This window comes from Citrobacter sp. Cf118 (genome assembly GCF_030334095.1).
In the GTDB taxonomy this organism is placed as follows: Bacteria; Pseudomonadota; Gammaproteobacteria; order Enterobacterales; family Enterobacteriaceae; genus Citrobacter; species Citrobacter freundii.
Genome location: NZ_JAOWES010000089.1, coordinates 349,638 through 367,472, shown reverse-complemented (window position 1 = coordinate 367,472; position 17,835 = coordinate 349,638). Strand labels below are relative to the sequence as shown.

Here is a 17,835-nt window from a genome sequence, read left to right as displayed (position 1 = left end):
TTATCTCAACTTTATTGCGTACACAATCCAGCTTCGATAATACCATAGCTGATTATCTCACTATTTTTTGGTATTCTTGGACGAGCGCTAAATTGATCCCGGACATAACTGAACAATGAATGACGGCAAGCAGCAACCTGGTTTTCTCTTCCACGATTACGAGACCTTTGGCACCCATCCGGCGCTGGACAGACCCGCGCAATTTGCGGCTATCCGCACAGATAATGATTTCAACATCATCGGTGAACCAGAAGTCTTTTATTGCAAACCCGCGGACGATTATCTGCCGCAGCCTGAGGCGGTGTTGATTACGGGTATCACACCGCAGGAAGCACGTGAAAAGGGAGAGAATGAAGCCGCTTTTGCTGCGCGCATCCACGCCCTGTTCACCGTGCCGAAAACCTGTATCCTTGGCTATAACAACGTGCGCTTCGATGATGAGGTGACGCGCAACATCCTGTATCGCAATTTCTACGATCCCTATGCCTGGAGTTGGCAGAACGATAATTCGCGTTGGGATCTGCTGGATGTGATGCGCGCCTGCTATGCCCTGCGCCCTGAAGGCATTAACTGGCCGGAAAACGACGACGGCTTACCCAGCTTCCGCCTGGAGCATTTGACTAAAGCCAACGGTATTGAGCATGCCAATGCTCACGATGCGATGGCGGACGTATACGCCACGATCGCAATGGCGCAATTAGTGAAGTCGCGCCAGCCGCGTCTGTTTGATTATCTCTACAGCCATCGTAATAAGCACAAGCTGGCCGCACTGGTTGATGTCCCGCAAATGAAACCGCTGGTCCATGTCTCTGGTATGTTCGGCGCATGGCGCGGTAACACCAGTTGGGTGGCGCCATTGGCGTGGCATCCGGAGAATCGTAACGCAGTTATTATGGTCGACTTAGCTGGTGATATTTCGCCGCTGCTCGAACTCGACAGCGACGCCCTGCGCGAGCGGCTCTACACGTCTAAAGCGGATCTGGGTGATAACCCGGCCGTACCGGTTAAATTGGTGCACATCAACAAATGCCCGGTACTGGCACAGGCGAATACCCTGCGTCCGGAAGACGCCGACCGTCTTGGCATTAACCGCCAGCATTGTCTGGATAATCTTAAAGTTCTGCGCGAAAACCCGCAGATACGCGACAAAGTGGTCGCGATCTTTGCCGATGCGGAACCCTTTACACCATCAGATAACGTGGATGCCCAACTGTACAACGGCTTTTTCAGCGATGCTGACCGTGCGGCGATGAAAATCGTTCTGGAAACTGAACCACGCAATTTACCGGCGCTGGATATCTCCTTTGTCGATAAGCGCATTGAAAAACTGTTGTTTAATTACCGTGCACGTAACTTCCCGGGAACGCTGGACGAAGCTGAACAGCAGCGCTGGCTGGACCATCGTCGCCAGGTATTCACACCGGAGTTTTTGCAAAATTACGCCAATGAATTGCAGCTATTGAGCCAGCAATATGCGGATAACAAAGAAAAGTTGATGCTGCTGAAATCACTCTGGCAGTATGCCGAAGAGATTGTATAAATCCCACGTATAAAAAAACGGAGAACATGTCTCCGTTTTTTTTCAGCTAAATGCAGTTATTACGCGATATCTTCGTCGTACTGCGGGACCGGGTTGCGGAAGCTTTTGGTCACGCAAGCCAGGTAGATCAGACCGATACCCGCCCAGATCAGGCCCAGAACCATTGAGCTTTCTTCCAGGTTCACCCACAGCGCGCCAACGGTCAGCGCACCGCACATTGGCAGGAACAGGTACTGGAAGTGATCTTTCAGCGTCTTGTTACGCTTCTCACGGATCCAGAACTGGGAGATTACCGACAGGTTAACGAAGGTAAATGCCACCAGCGCACCAAAGTTAATCAGCGCCGTCGCCATCACCAGGTCGAAGTTGATTGCCAACAGAGCAATCGCCCCAACCAGAATGATGTTCATGGACGGAGTACGCCATTTCGGGTGTACATAACCGAAGAAGCTTTTCGGGAATACGCCGTCACGACCCATCACGTACATCAGACGCGCAACGCCTGCATGCGCCGCCATACCGGACGCCAGTACGGTAATGGTAGAGAAAATCAGCGCACCAACCTGGAAGAACTTACCGGCAACATACAGCATGATTTCCGGCTGCGAAGCATCTGGATCCTTAAAGCGCGAAATATCCGGGAAGTACAACTGCAACAGATAGGTGGAGACGATAAAGATCAGGCCACCAATCAGCGCGGTCAGGAAAATCGCACGCGGGATCACGCGCTCAGCGTCTTTGGTTTCTTCTGACAGGTTGCTGATACCGTCAAAACCGGTGAACGAGAAGCACAGGATGGTCGCACCGGTGATCATCGGGATCACGTGGGCATCACCAGACCAGAATGGACGGCTGCTCGCCAGCGTACCGGCACCTTCCCCTTCGAACACGCCATAAACGACCATGCCGAGGATCACCGCAATCAGCACCACCTGCAACAACACGATTACGGTGTTGAAATTCGCAACGGATTTAAGGCTACGCAGGTTGAAGGCGGTCATAAAGGCCACCAGCGCCACCACGAACATCCACGATGGAATCGAGGGCACCAGCGCTTCAAAATAAATTTTCGCCAACAGAATGTTGATCATCGGGGCGAACAGGTAGTCCAACAGTGATGACCAACCCACCATAAAGCCAACTGTCGGACTAATGGATTTCTGGGCGTAAGTGTAGGCAGAGCCTGCAGACGGATAGCGGCGTACCAGTTTACCGTAGCTCAGTGCGGTAAAGAGGATGGCGATCAGTGCAAAGGCGTAAGCTGTCGGGACGTGACCATCGGTCATTCCTGATACGATACCGAATGTATCGAACAGCGTCATCGGCTGCATATAGGCAAGGCCCATCATGACAACCGGAACCAGCGTAAGCGTTTTACGTAATTCCACGCGAGAGGTGTTTGGAGTAGCGTTATGCGACATGGTTATCCCCCATTACGGCGAAAACCGTCGCGTAAGCAAAAAATTGCCCCATTTTTTGTTAATCCTCAGCGACAACAACTGTCGATTTTTAAGTAAGTATCTATCCGGTACGAAGCCCGGCCTCTTTTATGAATGATTGGTTTGATGCAAAAAAATAACCGACGCGTATTAAAACGTCGGTTAATGTCATTTTTTGCAAGCGGCGTATTTTGCACTAAATTGGGGAGAAATAACAAGAGATTGAAGTGGACACAAAAGAATATTTTTTCTTAACTGATTGATTTGTCAGCAGCCGTTTTAACATACACCCCCGCAATAGCACTATTTGCTAAAATTTCATCCCGCCACCAGGCACTGGCCAACCCGGCGGTCTGTTCATTCCAGCCTATCCACACGGGTTCAAGGACAATTTGCGCGACCACTTTTTTCTCAATCAGTGCGCCGCTCTCCAGAAATCGCTGCGCCAGATAGCGCGGAATATAGCCACATCCCAGGCCGCTGATTTGTAGTTCCAGCTTGGTTTTGAAGTCAAAAACGGTAATGGCTTCCTGATCGTCAAGCACCTGAGAACCTGAGACATTGGCATGCTGCGCATTGTCGCCCACTACAATGGCGCGAAAACGGCGAATAGTGCGACGATTTAACGGTTCCTGTTCCTGCGCCAGCGGGTGATGCGGCGCAACCACAAACACCTGTTCCAGAACCCCCAGCCGTGCAAAGCCAAATTCGCTCGCTGCAGGGGGTTCATGCATGGCACCGACAATAATATCCGCCCGGCCCTGAGTAAGGGCATCCCATGAGCCGCCCAGCACGCCATTGATAAATTTCAGACGCGTCACGCTGTGATGTTGATAGAAAGACTCGATGAGTGGGGCCAGCAATGAAAAGGGAAAGGTATCATCTACGCCAATAACCAGTTCATTCTCCCAGCCTTCGTGTAGTTTAATGGCCTGCTTTTCGAGTTCACGGACGGTATGCAGCACCTCCCGCCCCTTTTCCAGCAGCATCTGTCCGGTGCGGGTGAACTTAGCCCGGTGCCCGCTGCGATCGAGTAGCTGAATATTAAGATCGCTTTCCAGCTTATGGACGGTGTAGCTAAGCGCAGACGGCGTCTTAAACAATTTTGCCGACGCCGCCGCGAAACTGCCCTCTTTTTCTAAGGCATCGAGGATGATAAGAACGTCCAGCAGTGGTTTCATACTCGCCCCCTGGCGGTATACAGCGGCACTCTGCTGGCTTGTCACTCCATCGGCATCACCAGCGGATCAGGATACTGGTACTCAAACCCAAGCTCATTACAAATACGGTTGCCATCAATGACTTTACCTTTACCGTTATCCGTACCGTCGCGAAATTCCGGCGGCTCCATCCCCAACTGGCGGGCCATCTGCGGATAGAACACGTTACGCGCCGGATGCATAGGCGCACATATATTATAGATGTGTCCCCCTTTAGGCGCTTGCAGCAGTAACGTGATGGCAGAAACCACATCGTCCAGATGCACCAGATTGACGCCATGATGTCCGTCTGGTGCCGTCTTGCCGGCAAAGAAGCGACCAGGATGTCTTCCCGGACCAACTAACCCGGCCAGACGCAAAATATCCACCGACGTGCCAGGTAAATTGTGCAACCAGTCTTCAAGTTCTTTCAGAACACGACCACTTGCCGTGACCGGATTACGCGGCGTCCCCTCTTTCACTGTTCCTTGAACGTCACCATAGACTGACGTAGAACTGGTAAAAATAATCCGAGGGATCCGATACGCCAGCGCGCTGTCGACCAGTTCCTGCATTGCCTGCAGGTAAAATGCTTCCCCAGGACCGCTACGGCGTGCAGGCAGCGTAATAACCAACGCATCGGCGTCCATCAGTGCGTCGAGATCGTCAGCCTCACAGACCAGTTCAGGTTCCAGGCGCAGCGAGTAACTCTCGATACCGCTCATGCGGGCCGCTTCCACCCCATCCAATGTGGTTTTGCTGCCGGTAACCTGCCAGCCTCTCGCCGCCAGCGACATGGCTAACGGCATGCCTAACCAACCTAATCCGACAATTGCGACCTTTTTCATGCCTTCTCTCCTGACTTTTGGCCTATAACGCAAGGCTACGCCAGCCCACGGTGGCTGACAATTCATAGTATCAATATGAAATGAATTAATGATCAAAAAAAGCCCTTGCTTTCCGTAGCTAAAGTGGTTTAGGTTAAAAGACATCAAATGAATAAACATTCATCGAGAAAATTTATGACACGCGCTCAATTCAAACACCATCATCACCATCATCCTGACTAGTCTTTCAGGCGATGTGTGCTGGGAGACATTTAAATCTTCCAGCGGTGCATGAGCGTATGAGAAAGCCCCCGGAAGATTTCTTCCGGGGGCTTTTTTTTTGTGCGTGACCCAAACTGATTCAGACAGGATAACGAGGAATAAAGAATGTTAGACAACACCCGTTTACGCATAGCTATGCAGAAATCTGGCCGTTTAAGCGATGATTCACGCGAATTGCTGGCCCGTTGTGGCATTAAAATTAATCTTCACACCCAGCGCCTGATTGCAATGGCAGAGAATATGCCTATCGATATTCTGCGCGTACGTGATGACGATATCCCGGGTCTGGTGATGGACGGTGTCGTTGACCTCGGCATCATCGGGGAAAACGTTCTGGAAGAGGAACTGCTCAACCGCCGGGCACAGGGTGAAGACCCTCGCTATTTTACCCTGCGTCGTCTGGACTTCGGCGGCTGCCGTCTCTCGCTGGCAACCCCGGTTGATGAAGCCTGGGATGGCCCGGCAGCGCTGAACGGTAAGCGTATCGCGACCTCTTACCCACACCTACTCAAACGCTATCTCGATCAGAAAGGGGTGTCGTTTAAATCCTGTCTGTTAAACGGCTCTGTAGAAGTCGCTCCCCGTGCGGGTCTGGCCGACGCGATTTGTGATCTGGTGTCCACTGGCGCAACGCTTGAAGCCAACGGTCTGCGTGAAGTGGAAGTCATTTACCGCTCTAAAGCCTGCCTGATTCAGCGCGACGGCGAAATGGCCGACGCCAAGCAACAACTGATCGATAAATTGCTAACCCGTATCCAGGGGGTGATTCAGGCTCGTGAATCCAAATACATCATGATGCACGCGCCGAGCGAGCGTCTGGACGAAGTTATCGCCCTGCTGCCTGGCGCTGAGCGTCCGACCATTCTGCCGCTGGCCGGCGACCAGCAGCGTGTTGCCATGCACATGGTCAGCAGCGAAACCCTGTTCTGGGAAACGATGGAAAAACTGAAAGCGCTCGGTGCCAGCTCAATTCTGGTGCTGCCAATTGAGAAGATGATGGAGTGATAGCCATGAGCTTCAATACCCTGATTGACTGGAATAGCTGTAGCCCCGGGCAGCAACGCGAACTGCTGATGCGCCCGGCTATTTCCGCCTCGGAAAGCATCAGCCGTACGGTGGCCGAGATCCTTGAGAACGTCAAAAATAACGGCGACCGGGCGCTGCGTGAATACAGCGCGAAGTTTGATAAAACCGAGGTCGCCGCGCTGCGCGTCACCGAGGAAGAAATCCAGCAAGCCAGTAGTCGCCTGAGCGACGAACTGAAACAAGCTATGCAGATGGCGGTGCGTAATATTGATACTTTCCACACCGCGCAGATCCTGCCACCGGTGGATATCGAAACTCAGCCGGGTGTGCGCTGCCAGCAGGTTACCCGCCCTATCGCTTCCGTGGGCCTGTATATTCCTGGAGGTTCGGCGCCGCTGTTCTCTACCGTATTAATGCTGGCGACCCCGGCGCGCATCGCCGGCTGCAAAAAAGTGGTGCTGTGCTCACCACCGCCGATTGCCGATGAAATTCTCTACGCCGCGCAGCTGTGTGGTGTAAAAGAGGTGTTTAATGTGGGCGGCGCACAGGCCATTGCCGCGCTGGCGCTGGGCACCGAATCTATTCCTAAGGTCGATAAAATCTTCGGGCCGGGCAATGCGTATGTGACCGAAGCCAAACGCCAGGTTAGCCAGCGTCTTGACGGCGCGGCCATCGACATGCCTGCTGGCCCGTCCGAAGTGCTGGTTATCGCTGACAGCGGCGCGACGCCGGACTTTGTTGCCTCTGACCTGCTTTCTCAGGCAGAACACGGCCCCGACTCGCAGGTAATCCTACTGACGCCAGACGCTACGCTTGCCGAAGGCGTTGCCAAAGCCGTAGAGCGCCAGCTCGCTGAGCTTTCCCGCGCTGAGACCGCCCGCCAGGCGCTCAGTGCCAGTCGGCTGATTATCGCCAAAGATCTGGCGCAGTGCGTGGCCATTTCTAACGCCTACGGTCCGGAACACCTGATTATTCAGACCCGCAACGCACGTGAACTGGTTGATGAGATCACCAGCGCCGGTTCGGTGTTCCTCGGCGACTGGTCGCCGGAATCCGCAGGCGACTATGCTTCTGGCACCAACCACGTTCTTCCGACCTACGGCTATACCGCGACCTGCTCAAGCCTTGGGCTGGCTGACTTCCAGAAACGGATGACCGTACAGGAATTAACCCCACAAGGTTTCTCTGGCCTGGCCTCAACCATTGAAATACTGGCCGCTGCTGAACGACTGACTGCCCACCAAAATGCCGTTACCCTGCGCGTTAACGCCCTGAAGGAGCAAGCATGAGCACTGACAACTTTCTCAGCGTCACTGATTTAGCCCGTAAGAATGTTCGCGAATTAACGCCCTATCAGTCTGCCCGTCGTCTCGGCGGTAACGGCGATGTCTGGCTCAACGCGAATGAATATCCCACCGCCGTGGAGTTCCAGCTCAGTCAGCAAACGCTGAACCGCTACCCGGAGTGTCAGCCGAAAGCGGTGATTGAGAATTACGCGCAGTATGCTGGCGTCAAACCGGAGCAGGTGCTGGTCAGCCGCGGCGCAGATGAAGGGATCGAGCTGCTGGTGCGCGCGTTTTGCGAACCCGGTAAAGATGCCATTCTCTACTGCCCGCCGACTTACGGCATGTACAGCGTCAGCGCCGAAACGATTGGTGTTGAATGCCGCACCGTCCCGACTCTTGATAACTGGCAACTGGATTTGCAAGGCATCGCGGACAAGATTGATGGCGTGAAGGTGGTCTACGTTTGCAGCCCTAATAACCCAACCGGCCAGTTGATTAACCCGCAGGATCTGCGTTCACTGCTCGAAATGACCCAGGGTAAAGCTATTGTGGTCGCTGATGAGGCCTATATTGAGTTTTGCCCGCAGGCCACGCTGGCAGGCTGGCTGTCTGAGTATCCGCATCTGGTGATATTACGCACGTTGTCAAAAGCGTTTGCTCTCGCCGGTTTACGCTGCGGGTTTACGCTGGCGAATGAAGAGGTTATCAATCTGCTGTTAAAGGTGATTGCCCCTTACCCACTCTCTACGCCGGTGGCAGATATCGCCGCCCAGGCCCTGACGCCGCAAGGGATTTCCGCCATGCGTAAACGCGTAGAGCAGATCCTGGAAGAGCGTCAGTATCTGGTAGATAACCTGAAAACAATTCGCTGTGTAGAACAGGTTTTCGACTCTGAAACCAACTATGTTCTGGCGCGCTTCACCGCATCAAGTAGCGTATTTAAATCTTTGTGGGATCAGGGCATTATCTTACGAGATCAGAATAAACAACCTTCGTTAAGCGGCTGCCTGCGAATTACTGTCGGAACCCGTGAAGAGAGCCAGCGCGTCATTGACGCCTTACGTGCGGAGCAAGTATGAGCCAGAAGTATCTTTTTATTGACCGTGATGGAACCCTGATTTCCGAACCGCCAAGTGACTTTCAGGTCGATCGCTTTGACAAACTCGCCTTCGAGCCGGAAGTTGTTCCCGTTTTGCTGAAACTGCAAAAAGCAGGTTTTAAGCTGGTTATGATCACTAACCAGGATGGACTAGGAACGCAGAGTTTCCCACAGGCTGATTTTGACGGTCCGCATAACCTGATGATGCAAATTTTCACCTCTCAGGGTGTGACATTTGATGAGGTACTGATTTGCCCGCACCTGCCAGCGGACGAGTGCGATTGCCGTAAGCCAAAAGTGAAGCTGGTTGAACAGTATCTGGTTGAACAGGCCATGGATATGGCGAACAGCTACGTGATTGGCGATCGGGCAACCGATATTCAGCTCGCTGAAAACATGGGCATTAGCGGAGTACGTTACCATCGCGACACCCTGAACTGGGCAATGATCGGCGAGCAGTTGACCAAACGTGACCGCTACGCACACGTTGAGCGTAATACTAAAGAAACGCAGATTGACGTCAAAGTCTGGCTGGACCGCGAAGGCCGCAGCAAAATCAATACCGGCGTTGGCTTCTTTGACCACATGCTGGACCAAATCGCCACCCATGGCGGTTTTCGCATGGAGATAGCCGTTAAGGGCGATCTGTATATAGACGATCACCACACCGTTGAAGATACCGGTCTGGCGCTGGGTGAAGCCTTAAAACTGTCATTAGGCGATAAACGCGGCATCAACCGTTTTGGTTTTGTGCTGCCGATGGACGAGTGCCTGGCGCGTTGCGCACTGGATATCTCCGGCCGCCCGCACCTGGAGTACCGCGCGGAGTTTACCTACCAGCGCGTTGGCGATCTGAGCACAGAGATGATTGAACACTTCTTCCGCTCACTCTCTTACACCATGGGCGTCACCCTGCACCTGAAAACCAAAGGCAAAAATGACCACCACCGTGTGGAGAGCCTGTTTAAAGCCTTTGGCCGTACGCTGCGTCAGGCGATTCGCGTCGAAGGCGACACGCTGCCCTCTTCAAAAGGAGTGCTGTAATGGACGTGGTGATTCTGGACACCGGCTGCGCCAACCTGCACTCGGTAAAATCCGCCGTCGCACGCCATGGATACGATCCTGTTGTCAGCCGCGACCCGGACGTAGTGCTGCGAGCCGATAAGTTGTTTCTGCCAGGCGTCGGTACCGCCCAGGCGGCGATGGACCAGTTGCACGAGCGTGAACTGATTGAGCTGATCAAAGCCTGTACGCAACCAGTGCTGGGGATCTGCTTAGGCATGCAACTGCTTGGTCGTCGCAGCGAAGAGAGTAACGGCGTATCCCTGCTGGGCATTATTGAGCAGGATGTCCCGAAGATGACCGATTTCGGTCTGCCGCTGCCGCACATGGGCTGGAATCGCGTCTATCCACAAGCGGGAAATCGTCTGTTCCAGGGCATTGAAGATGGCGCGTATTTCTACTTTGTACACAGCTACGCTATGCCGGTAAACCCGTGGACCATCGCCCAGTGCAATTACGGCGAACCGTTTACCGCGGCAGTACAAAAAGACAATTTCTTTGGCGTACAGTTTCACCCGGAACGTTCGGGCGCGGCTGGGGCGCAGTTGCTGAAAAACTTTCTGGAGATGTAATGATTATTCCGGCATTAGATTTAATCGATGGCACGGTAGTGCGTCTTCATCAGGGCGATTACGCAACGCAACGTGATTACGGCAACGATCCGCTCCCCCGTTTGCAGGATTACGCCGCCCAGGGGGCCGAAGTACTGCACCTGGTTGATTTAACCGGCGCGAAAGACCCGGCGCAGCGCCAGATCCCGCTGATTAAAACGCTGGTCGCTGGCGTCAACGTTCCAGTGCAGGTTGGCGGCGGCGTGCGTACCGAAGCGGATGTTGAAGCGCTGCTTAACGCTGGTGTTGCGCGTGTAGTGGTGGGGTCGACGGCGGTAAAATCCCCCGAGGAAGTCAAGAGCTGGTTTGCTCGTTTTGGTGCCGACGCGCTGGTGCTGGCACTGGACGTTCGTATTGACGAGCGCGGGAACAAACAGGTAGCGGTTAGCGGCTGGCAGGAAGATTCCGGGGTTTCACTGGAAGAACTGGTTGAGACCTATTTACCCGTCGGCCTGAAGCACGTGCTGTGCACCGATATCTCCCGCGACGGCACGCTGGCAGGCTCAAACGTCGCGCTTTATGAAGAAGTGTGCGCCAAATATCCGCAGGTGGCGTTTCAGTCATCTGGTGGTATTGGTGGAATCGAGGACGTAGCGGCCCTGCGCGGGACCGGTGTTCGTGGTGTTATCGTCGGACGAGCCTTGCTGGAAGGAAAGTTCACCGTTGAGGAGGCCATACAATGCTGGCAAAACGCATAATTCCTTGTCTGGACGTCCGCGATGGGCAGGTAGTAAAAGGCGTTCAGTTCCGCAATCACGAGATTATTGGCGACATTGTCCCACTGGCAAAACGCTATGCCGATGAAGGCGCAGATGAACTGGTGTTCTACGATATCACCGCTTCCAGCGATGGCCGCGTAGTGGATAAAAGCTGGGTATCACGCGTGGCGGAAGTGATCGATATTCCGTTCTGTGTTGCCGGTGGCATTAAATCCATCGACGATGCGGCACGTATCCTCTCTTTCGGGGCGGACAAAATCTCCATCAACTCCCCGGCGCTGGCCGAACCGGAACTTATCACCCGTCTGGCAGATCGCTTTGGCGTGCAGTGCATCGTGGTGGGCATTGATACCTGGTATGACGCCGACAGCGGCAAATATCACGTTAATCAGTATACCGGGGATGAAAGCCGTACCCGCGTCACGCAGTGGGAAACACTGGACTGGGTGCAGGAAGTCCAAAAACGCGGCGCGGGCGAAATCGTCCTGAACATGATGAATCAGGACGGCGTACGTAACGGTTATGACCTGGAACAATTGAAAAAAGTACGTGACGTTTGCCACGTCCCGCTGATTGCCTCCGGCGGCGCGGGCACCATGGAACACTTCCTTGAAGCTTTCCGGGATGCCGACGTTGACGGCGCGCTTGCTGCCTCCGTCTTCCACAAGCAAATCATCAATATTGGCGAATTAAAAGCGTACCTGGCAACACAGGGCGTGGAGATCAGGATATGTTAACGAAGCAACAATGCCGCGAGCTGGACTGGGAAAAAACCGACGGGCTGATGCCAGCCATCGTGCAGCATGCGGTTTCCGGTGAGGTGCTGATGTTGGGTTATATGAATCCGGAGGCGCTGGATAAAACGCTCGAAAGCGGCAAAGTGACCTTTTTCTCGCGGACTAAGCAGCGCCTGTGGACCAAAGGAGAAACATCCGGTCACTTCCTGAATGTGGTAAGCATTGCGCCTGACTGCGACAACGACACTCTGCTAGTGCTGGTTAACCCGATTGGCCCAACCTGCCATAAAGGCACCTCAAGCTGCTTTGGCGACACCAGCCACCAGTGGCTGTTCCTGTATCAGCTTGAGCAACTGCTGGCCGAACGTAAAACCGCTGACCCAGCCAGTTCCTACACCGCGAAACTGTATGCCAGCGGCACCAAACGCATCGCACAGAAAGTGGGTGAAGAAGGCGTAGAAACCGCGCTAGCTGCGACGGTGAACGACCGTTTTGAGCTGACAAATGAAGCCTCTGATCTGATGTATCACCTGCTGGTGCTGCTGCAGGATCAGGACCTTGACCTGACGACGGTGATTGAGAATTTACGTAAGCGTCATCAGTAAGTTGCAGAGCAGATATGAAAAAACCGGGCACTGCCCGGTTTTTTGTTGTCAGGTTCAGGCTTACTCTGCTTTTGCGTTGTAACCACGCAGAACATTTCGCCCCAACACCACACCGGCACCAATCATCCCACCGAGCAGAACCGCCAGCACGAGGGTAATCGCTTTTTTCGGACTGTCACGACGAACCGGCAACGTTGGTTTCATCACATAGCGATAGGCGTGTAACTCGGCCCCCTCAAGCTTAAGATTTTCGATATCCAACAGCTTTTGCTTAGTCTGAAAGTAGTTGTCAGATAATATTAACGGACGCGTAGATTCGTGCTCAATCATGGACTTCAGGGCATCACTACCCAACAGGAACATGCTGTCCTGTGTAACATCCTGCGTCTGCTGAATTTGCGGCTTAGTCACACCCGCTTGCAGTGCATACCGCAGCGCTTCCTGGATTTGCTTGATTCGCAGATCTTTTTGCTCCTGAGCGACCACTTCCTGAGTTTTCAGAGAGTCTTGCAACGTAGTTGTTTGCAATTTGATGTTATCAACCAGGTCAAGTTCCAGCTCTTTGGCAACCTTTTCATCTGTTTGTTGAATGTATTCGGCGAGCTGACGCTGAGCGTCTTCTGGTGAGCCACCCACATAAGAAACCGCCAACGGTAATGGTTGCCCTTTTACAGACTGCTCAATCGATAGTTTTTCAGGCTTTTCCTGATTATCCAGCGTTTCCGCCAATGCGGATAAAGAGGTGCTGAAACGACCGATCACATTTTCCTGAAGTTCAGTGGCCTTAGGCGCACTGGCACCATACAACACATTGAGGGCGTTGTTATATGTGGCTATCTGACCAACATCCGGTTGAGTGATAATGGCTGTTGAAGTCCATTTCTCCTTAGCAACTGCCAGGTAGCCCGCAGCAAGCACTATGGCAATAACAATCGCAATAACGATTGTTACTTTCCCGCGCCACAACTGTACCAGTAAATCAATCAGATCAATCTGTTCCGGATCATGACTGCGCCCGGACATGTTATTATCACTTACAGACATAGAAACCCTAGATAAGGAAAGACTTAAACTGGGATTAGTTTAGCTATAAATTGAGGCAATACCATAGGATTAATGATAAAAAAATCAAATTGTTTGAGGGATTTTGATTGGTATTTCAATCACTACTGGAAATCAATACGATTAAACAAAAGTGAAATTACTCAAAGAACACTTTCATGAGCAAAAAAACAGCAACAATCAGATTTAATGCCCGCCAATCGTTGCACTTTACAATTCATTTTAATGAATTCACATCATGAATAACTACCGTCTGACCAGTAAAAATGGTAAGCATAAAAAATATAACAATTAGCTTTTTTACCATCTAACGGTATCATTCCACTTTTTAGTAGCGCCTGTTGGTGCCTGGCTATTATTTAGCCAAAAAGAGGAATAAACATGAAATACCTGGTTACGGGTGCCGCTGGTTTCATCGGCTTCCACGTTAGCAAACGCCTCCTTGAGGCTGGCCATCAAGTAGTCGGTATTGATAATCTGAACGATTACTACGACGTCAGTCTTAAACAAGCTCGTCTGGAATTACTGGCACAGCCTGGTTTCCAGTTTCATAAAATTGATCTAGCCGACCGCGAAGGAATGACTGAACTCTTCGCATCCGGGCATTTTGAACGCGTCATTCATCTTGCCGCACAGGCTGGCGTACGTTATTCACTCGAAAATCCGCATGCCTATGCAGACTCAAATCTCACAGGATTTCTGAACATACTGGAAGGGTGTCGCCATAATAAAATTAAGCATTTACTCTATGCCTCATCCAGTTCAGTTTACGGTCTGAATCGCAAAATGCCTTTCTCTACGGATGATTCCGTCGATCATCCTGTGTCGCTGTATGCAGCAACCAAAAAAGCCAACGAGCTGATGGCTCATACTTATTCCCACCTGTACGGATTGCCCACAACCGGGTTGCGTTTTTTCACCGTGTACGGTCCATGGGGTCGACCGGATATGGCGCTGTTCAAGTTCACCAAAGCGATGCTGGAAGGGAAAAGTATTGACGTCTATAACTACGGCAAAATGAAGCGTGACTTTACCTATATCGATGATATCGCAGAAGCAATCATTCGCCTGCAGGATGTCATTCCACACGCAGACACACAATGGACCGTTGAAACAGGCACGCCAGCAGCCAGCATTGCGCCCTGGCGCGTCTACAATATCGGCAATAGTTCACCGATTGAGCTAATGGACTATATCCAGGCTTTGGAAGAGGCTCTGGGTATTGAATCGAAGAAAAACATGCTACCGCTACAGCCAGGTGATGTACTGGAAACCAGCGCAGATACTAAAGCACTGTATGAGGTAATTGGTTTTAAACCTGAAACCACGGTAAAAGATGGGGTGAAGAACTTTGTTGACTGGTATCGTAATTTCTACAAAGTTTAATTACTGACCTGATTAAAATAAAAAGGCCTTTTATAAGGCCTTTTTTATGGGGACGAGATTAATCACTACCAAACAAATCGCGGGTATACACTTTATCGGCAACATCAGCTAATTCTGACGTCATGCGGTTAGAAATAATGATATCTGCTTCATTTTTGAACGCATTAAGATCACGCACTACCCGAGAGTGGAAAAACTCATCTTCCTCCATCACGGGTTCATAAATAATAACGGGCACACCCTTGGCTTTAATGCGCTTCATGATGCCCTGAATAGATGATGCCCGGAAATTATCGGAACCACTTTTCATGATCAAACGGTACACGCCGACCACCTTAGGCTTACGCGCAAGAATAGAATCTGCAATGAAGTCCTTACGCGTACGGTTAGCATCAACGATCGCGCCAATAATGTTATTCGGTACAGACGCGTAGTTAGCCAGCAACTGCTTAGTATCTTTCGGCAGACAGTAGCCGCCATAGCCGAATGACGGATTGTTGTAGTGATTACCGATACGCGGATCCAGGCACACACCTTCAATAATCTGCCGTGAGTTCAAGCCAAGACTTTCTGCATAGCTATCCAGCTCGTTAAAGTAGGCCACACGTAACGCCAGATAGGTGTTAGCGAACAACTTGATGGCTTCGGCTTCAGTCGAGTCGGTAAACAGCGTCGGAATGTCTTTTTTAACCGCACCTTCCTGCAGCAACGCCGCAAAACGCTCGGCTCGTTCGGAACGTTCACCAATAACGATACGGGACGGATGCAAATTATCGTACAACGCACGGCCTTCACGCAGGAACTCCGGCGAGAAGAAAATATTGTCGATGCCCAACTGTTCTTTAATCGAATTTGTAAAACCGACCGGGATGGTAGATTTGATGACCATCACCGCATTTGGGTTAATTGCCACCACGTCACGGATCACAGACTCGACGCTTGAGGTATTGAAGTAGTTAGTCTTAGGATCGTAATCAGTCGGTGTCGCGATAATAACGTAGTCCGCGTCGCGGTAAGCATCATACTTATCGGTCGTTGCACGGAAATTCAGCTGTTTTGTCACCAGATATTCTTCAATCTCCTTATCAACGATCGGCGATTTTTTCTGATTCAGCATCTCGACCTTCGTCGGAACGATATCCAGAGCGACCACTTCGTGGTGCTGGGCAATCAGAATACCGTTCGACAAACCTACATAACCTGTTCCTGAGATAGTTATCTTCATTCGCTGTGTAACTTCTTCCGGTTGAACATTTGAGGGTGAACACGCTGCCAACAACGTGGCGCATCGGCTCTGCATTGCGCCAGTATATCGTGATTTGCTACAACACCGGATATCGGACCTGACTGAATCCCATTTTTTGGCAATAAAAAAGCCCGGAGGAACGCTCCGGGCCTGCATTTACAGTTTGAGTAAATCAGATTAATCCAGCCATTCGGTGTGGAACACACCTTCTTTATCGGTGCGTTTATACGTATGTGCACCGAAGTAGTCGCGCTGGGCCTGGATCAGGTTAGCCGGCAGTACCGCAGAACGGTAGCTATCGTAGTAGGCTACTGCTGCAGAGAAGGTCGGTACCGGAATACCGTTCTGCACAGCGTAAGCCACTACATCACGCAGCGCTTGCTGATATTCATCAGCAATGTTTTTGAAGTACGGGGCCAGCAGCAGGTTCGCGATGCCTTTGTTTTCAGCATAGGCGTCGGTGATTTTCTGCAGGAACTGCGCACGAATGATGCAGCCCGCGCGGAAGATCTTCGCGATTTCGCCGTAGTTCAGATCCCAGTTGTATTCGTCAGATGCGGCACGCAGTTGAGAGAAGCCCTGAGCATAAGAGACGATTTTGCCCAAATACAGCGCGCGACGGACCTTCTCAACAAACTCTGCTTTATCACCAGCCAGTTTAGCCTGCGGGCCAGACAGCACTTTAGATGCCGCAACGCGCTGGTCTTTCAGAGAAGAGATGTAGCGAGCGAATACGGATTCGGTGATCAGCGACAGCGGTTCGCCCAGATCCAGAGAGCTCTGGCTGGTCCATTTACCGGTACCTTTGTTGGCCGCTTCGTCCAGGATCACGTCAACCAGGTATTTACCCTCTTCATCTTTTTTGGTGAAGATATCTTTGGTGATGTCGATCAGATAGCTGCTCAGCTCGCCTTCATTCCACTCAGTGAAAGTAGTTGCCAGCTCTTCGTTAGACAGGTTCAAACCGCCTTTCAGCAGAGAATAGGCTTCCGCAATCAGCTGCATATCGCCATATTCGATCCCGTTGTGAACCATCTTCACATAGTGACCCGCGCCATCGGCACCGATATAGGTCACGCACGGTTCGCCATCTTCAGCGATCGCTGCAATTTTAGTCAAAATCGGAGCAACCAGTTCGTAGGCCTCTTTCTGCCCGCCAGGCATGATAGAAGGGCCTTTCAGGGCACCTTCTTCACCGCCGGATACACCAGTGCCTATGAAGTTAAAGCCTTCTGCAGAGAGTTCGCGGTTACGACGAATGGTATCCTGGAAGAAGGTGTTGCCGCCATCAATGATGATGTCGCCTTTGTCCAGGTGCGGCTTCAGGGAATCGATGGCAGCATCGGTGCCAGCGCCCGCTTTCACCATTAACAGGATACGACGAGGGGTTTCAAGAGACTCGACGAACTCTTTCACCGTGTAATAAGGCACCAGTTTTTTACCCGGGTTCTCGGCAACAACTTCCTCAGTTTTTTCACGGGAGCGGTTGAAGATGGAGACGGTATAACCACGGCTTTCGATGTTGAGCGCCAGGTTGCGCCCCATCACTGCCATACCGACGACGCCGATCTGTTGCTTGGACATTACATACTCCTGTCAGGTGTGGTCACCGCGCGATGTATGCGCGGCTTGAATTGTGGCTTAGATGTTAACTCAGTTTAAGGTGATGCTGATAGCTAAAGGTGCAACATAAGAGCAGCTTCCTATGA

Annotated in this window: 17 protein-coding genes, 1 pseudogene and 1 other annotated feature; of the genes and pseudogenes, 11 read left to right on the top strand and 7 right to left on the bottom strand. The window is 51.8% G+C overall.

Annotation, left to right across the window (positions count from 1 at the left end; translation table 11 throughout):
• Positions 1 to 115: 115 nt before the first annotated feature.
• Positions 116 to 1,540, top strand: coding sequence for an exodeoxyribonuclease I (sbcB, locus tag OGX67_RS25340; RefSeq protein ID WP_003838973.1), 1,425 nt, complete (start codon positions 116 to 118; stop codon positions 1,538 to 1,540).
• Between the two features lie 59 nt (positions 1,541 to 1,599).
• Here the strand turns inward: sbcB and plaP are convergent, their stop codons facing one another.
• From plaP to OGX67_RS25325, 4 genes and pseudogenes are all read right to left on the bottom strand, one after another.
• Positions 1,600 to 2,961 carry a putrescine/proton symporter PlaP gene (plaP, locus tag OGX67_RS25335; protein WP_003030167.1) on the bottom strand — a complete coding sequence of 454 codons (1,362 nt, stop codon included), beginning with the start codon at positions 2,959 to 2,961 and terminating at the stop codon, positions 1,600 to 1,602.
• Positions 2,951 to 3,013, bottom strand: a complete 63-nt coding sequence (yoeI, locus tag OGX67_RS26895) for a membrane protein YoeI (RefSeq protein ID WP_099045591.1) — start codon at positions 3,011 to 3,013, stop codon at positions 2,951 to 2,953. Before yoeI ends, plaP begins: the two co-directional genes overlap by 11 nt.
• A gap of 162 nt (positions 3,014 to 3,175) precedes the next feature.
• Positions 3,176 to 4,160, bottom strand: a pseudogene (locus OGX67_RS25330) (LysR family transcriptional regulator).
• A 41-nt stretch (positions 4,161 to 4,201) separates the two neighbouring features.
• Positions 4,202 to 5,026: an SDR family oxidoreductase gene (locus tag OGX67_RS25325; RefSeq protein WP_003030163.1), complete on the bottom strand. Its 825-nt coding sequence runs from the start codon at positions 5,024 to 5,026 to the stop codon at positions 4,202 to 4,204.
• 174 nt (positions 5,027 to 5,200) lie between these two features.
• On the opposite strand from OGX67_RS25325, the gene hisL reads away from it, so the two are divergent.
• The 9 genes from hisL to hisIE all read left to right on the top strand — a co-directional run bounded on the left by hisL (position 5,201) and on the right by hisIE (position 12,432).
• Positions 5,201 to 5,248 carry a his operon leader peptide gene (gene hisL / locus OGX67_RS25320; RefSeq protein WP_100250077.1) on the top strand — a complete coding sequence of 16 codons (48 nt, stop codon included), beginning with the start codon at positions 5,201 to 5,203 and terminating at the stop codon, positions 5,246 to 5,248.
• Positions 5,224 to 5,346 (top strand) — a sequence feature (His leader region). (Overlaps the previous gene by 25 nt.)
• Before the next feature lie 46 nt (positions 5,347 to 5,392).
• A complete protein-coding gene (gene hisG / locus OGX67_RS25315) occupies positions 5,393 to 6,292 on the top strand; it encodes an ATP phosphoribosyltransferase (RefSeq protein ID WP_003030161.1) in 900 nt (299 codons plus the stop codon).
• Positions 6,293 to 6,297: 5 nt separating this feature from the next.
• Entirely contained in the window at positions 6,298 to 7,602 is a 1,305-nt protein-coding gene (hisD, locus tag OGX67_RS25310; protein ID WP_257651080.1) for a histidinol dehydrogenase, read from the top strand.
• Complete coding sequence (gene hisC / locus OGX67_RS25305) at positions 7,599 to 8,678, top strand: histidinol-phosphate transaminase (protein ID WP_044701948.1); 1,080 nt, start codon at positions 7,599 to 7,601, stop codon at positions 8,676 to 8,678. Before hisD ends, hisC begins: the two co-directional genes overlap by 4 nt.
• A complete protein-coding gene (hisB, locus tag OGX67_RS25300) occupies positions 8,675 to 9,742 on the top strand; it encodes a bifunctional histidinol-phosphatase/imidazoleglycerol-phosphate dehydratase HisB (RefSeq protein ID WP_257651079.1) in 1,068 nt (355 codons plus the stop codon). The genes hisC and hisB overlap by 4 nt, the downstream gene beginning before the upstream one ends.
• Positions 9,742 to 10,332: an imidazole glycerol phosphate synthase subunit HisH gene (gene hisH / locus OGX67_RS25295; RefSeq protein ID WP_048218057.1), complete on the top strand. Its 591-nt coding sequence runs from the start codon at positions 9,742 to 9,744 to the stop codon at positions 10,330 to 10,332. The genes hisB and hisH overlap by 1 nt, the downstream gene beginning before the upstream one ends.
• On the top strand, positions 10,332 to 11,069 hold the full coding sequence (hisA, locus tag OGX67_RS25290; RefSeq protein WP_049002717.1) for a 1-(5-phosphoribosyl)-5-[(5-phosphoribosylamino)methylideneamino]imidazole-4-carboxamide isomerase: 738 nt from the start codon (positions 10,332 to 10,334) through the stop codon (positions 11,067 to 11,069). Before hisH ends, hisA begins: the two co-directional genes overlap by 1 nt.
• The gene (hisF, locus tag OGX67_RS25285; RefSeq protein WP_049002716.1) at positions 11,051 to 11,827 is read left to right on the top strand and encodes an imidazole glycerol phosphate synthase subunit HisF; all 777 of its coding nucleotides are present in this window, start codon (positions 11,051 to 11,053) and stop codon (positions 11,825 to 11,827) included. Before hisA ends, hisF begins: the two co-directional genes overlap by 19 nt.
• Positions 11,821 to 12,432, top strand: a complete 612-nt coding sequence (gene hisIE, locus OGX67_RS25280; RefSeq protein ID WP_257651078.1) for a bifunctional phosphoribosyl-AMP cyclohydrolase/phosphoribosyl-ATP diphosphatase HisIE — start codon at positions 11,821 to 11,823, stop codon at positions 12,430 to 12,432. Before hisF ends, hisIE begins: the two co-directional genes overlap by 7 nt.
• A gap of 60 nt (positions 12,433 to 12,492) precedes the next feature.
• On the opposite strand, the gene wzzB is transcribed toward hisIE, so the two are convergent.
• On the bottom strand, positions 12,493 to 13,476 hold the full coding sequence (wzzB, locus tag OGX67_RS25275) for an LPS O-antigen chain length determinant protein WzzB (protein ID WP_257651077.1): 984 nt from the start codon (positions 13,474 to 13,476) through the stop codon (positions 12,493 to 12,495).
• A gap of 399 nt (positions 13,477 to 13,875) precedes the next feature.
• Here wzzB and OGX67_RS25270 point away from each other — a divergent pair, with 399 nt between their 5' ends.
• Positions 13,876 to 14,880 (top strand): NAD-dependent epimerase, encoded by a 1,005-nt coding sequence (locus OGX67_RS25270; protein WP_257651076.1) that lies wholly within the window; start codon positions 13,876 to 13,878, stop codon positions 14,878 to 14,880.
• Between the two features lie 58 nt (positions 14,881 to 14,938).
• Here OGX67_RS25270 and ugd read toward each other — a convergent pair whose 3' ends face one another.
• The gene (gene ugd / locus OGX67_RS25265; RefSeq protein WP_257651075.1) at positions 14,939 to 16,105 is read right to left on the bottom strand and encodes a UDP-glucose 6-dehydrogenase; all 1,167 of its coding nucleotides are present in this window, start codon (positions 16,103 to 16,105) and stop codon (positions 14,939 to 14,941) included.
• Between the two features lie 198 nt (positions 16,106 to 16,303).
• Positions 16,304 to 17,710, bottom strand: coding sequence for an NADP-dependent phosphogluconate dehydrogenase (gene gnd, locus OGX67_RS25260; RefSeq protein ID WP_257651074.1), 1,407 nt, complete (start codon positions 17,708 to 17,710; stop codon positions 16,304 to 16,306).
• Between the last annotated feature and the right edge of the window lie 125 nt (positions 17,711 to 17,835).

Bases quoted from the DNA above. Each gene is read 5' to 3' on its own strand.
- sbcB (WP_003838973.1), top strand. From the start codon at position 116: ATGAATGACGGCAAGCAGCAACCTGGTTTTCTCTTCCACGATTACGAG.
- plaP (WP_003030167.1), bottom strand. From the start codon at position 2,961: ATGTCGCATAACGCTACTCCAAACACCTCTCGCGTGGAATTACGTAAA.
- OGX67_RS25325 (WP_003030163.1), bottom strand. From the start codon at position 5,026: ATGAAAAAGGTCGCAATTGTCGGATTAGGTTGGTTAGGCATGCCGTTA.
- hisG (WP_003030161.1), top strand. From the start codon at position 5,393: ATGTTAGACAACACCCGTTTACGCATAGCTATGCAGAAATCTGGCCGT.
- hisD (WP_257651080.1), top strand. From the start codon at position 6,298: ATGAGCTTCAATACCCTGATTGACTGGAATAGCTGTAGCCCCGGGCAG.
- hisC (WP_044701948.1), top strand. From the start codon at position 7,599: ATGAGCACTGACAACTTTCTCAGCGTCACTGATTTAGCCCGTAAGAAT.
- hisB (WP_257651079.1), top strand. From the start codon at position 8,675: ATGAGCCAGAAGTATCTTTTTATTGACCGTGATGGAACCCTGATTTCC.
- hisH (WP_048218057.1), top strand. From the start codon at position 9,742: ATGGACGTGGTGATTCTGGACACCGGCTGCGCCAACCTGCACTCGGTA.
- hisA (WP_049002717.1), top strand. From the start codon at position 10,332: ATGATTATTCCGGCATTAGATTTAATCGATGGCACGGTAGTGCGTCTT.
- hisF (WP_049002716.1), top strand. From the start codon at position 11,051: ATGCTGGCAAAACGCATAATTCCTTGTCTGGACGTCCGCGATGGGCAG.
- hisIE (WP_257651078.1), top strand. From the start codon at position 11,821: ATGTTAACGAAGCAACAATGCCGCGAGCTGGACTGGGAAAAAACCGAC.
- wzzB (WP_257651077.1), bottom strand. From the start codon at position 13,476: ATGTCTGTAAGTGATAATAACATGTCCGGGCGCAGTCATGATCCGGAA.
- OGX67_RS25270 (WP_257651076.1), top strand. From the start codon at position 13,876: ATGAAATACCTGGTTACGGGTGCCGCTGGTTTCATCGGCTTCCACGTT.
- ugd (WP_257651075.1), bottom strand. From the start codon at position 16,105: ATGAAGATAACTATCTCAGGAACAGGTTATGTAGGTTTGTCGAACGGT.
- gnd (WP_257651074.1), bottom strand. From the start codon at position 17,710: ATGTCCAAGCAACAGATCGGCGTCGTCGGTATGGCAGTGATGGGGCGC.